At 77.9% G+C, this 783-nt stretch carries 1 protein-coding gene; it reads left to right on the forward strand.

Annotation, left to right across the window (positions count from 1 at the left end; all coding sequences use genetic code 11):
• Positions 1-50 precede the first annotated feature (50 nt).
• Positions 51-783: hypothetical protein (locus tag KS423_RS46545; RefSeq protein WP_224285669.1), on the forward strand; the 733-nt coding region annotated here is incomplete at its 3' end.

Below are 783 nucleotides of genomic sequence, written 5' to 3' on the forward strand. Positions count from 1 at the left end.
CCGGGCGCGCCGGGCGGGTCCGGGCGGCACCGCCGCCCCAGCCCGTGGCGGTGGCGCTGGCCGTCGACGCCGGGGACTTCGCCGGTCTGGCGCGGTACGGGCTGTTCGGCGGGCTCGGGCACCAGGCGTACCTGCGGCGGGCCGAGGAGCAGCTGACGGCCCTGCACCGGCAGGGGCTGGAGGTGCACCTGCGGGTCCTGGAGGCGGCCGACTTCGAGGACTACTGCGAGGCGCTCGGCCTCGATCCCCGGATGCCCGCCGCCCGGGTCGCGTACGCGGGTGATCCGGAGCTGGCCGGGGAGCCCTTCGTGTACGCGGGGGAGCGGCTGGCCGAGCTGGTCCCGGTGTTGTTGGACGACCACCGGGCGCGGGTGCGGATGTCCGTGGCCTGCGCGGTCCTGCTGGGCGCCGTCGGCGACGACCCGGCCGGGCAGTTCCGGATGGCGGCCGTGATGCGGTACGTGACCTCGGTCTACCTGGCGCTGGCCGAGGGCGCGGGGGAGGGGTGCCACCTGCTGACACTGCGCTGCCACGGGCCCGAGGACGGCGAGGAGCTCACCTCGGCGGTGGACGTCTGCGTGGAGGAGGGGCAGCTGTACCCCGCCGGGCGGGACGCCGAGGCGTTCTGCGTCACGCTCGCGGCGGGCGTCGCGCTGGGCGGGGCGGGGGCGCTGCTGCTGCACGGCGATCCGTCGGTGGGCGTACGGGCCGACGGCCGGACCGAAGACGGGTCCGCCCCGGCGGGCGGTCCCTCCGACTCCCCGCCCACCGAGGCCCGGCCCC

This window comes from Streptomyces sp. LS1784, from assembly GCF_020103755.1.
GTDB lineage: Bacteria > Actinomycetota > Actinomycetes > Streptomycetales > Streptomycetaceae > Kitasatospora.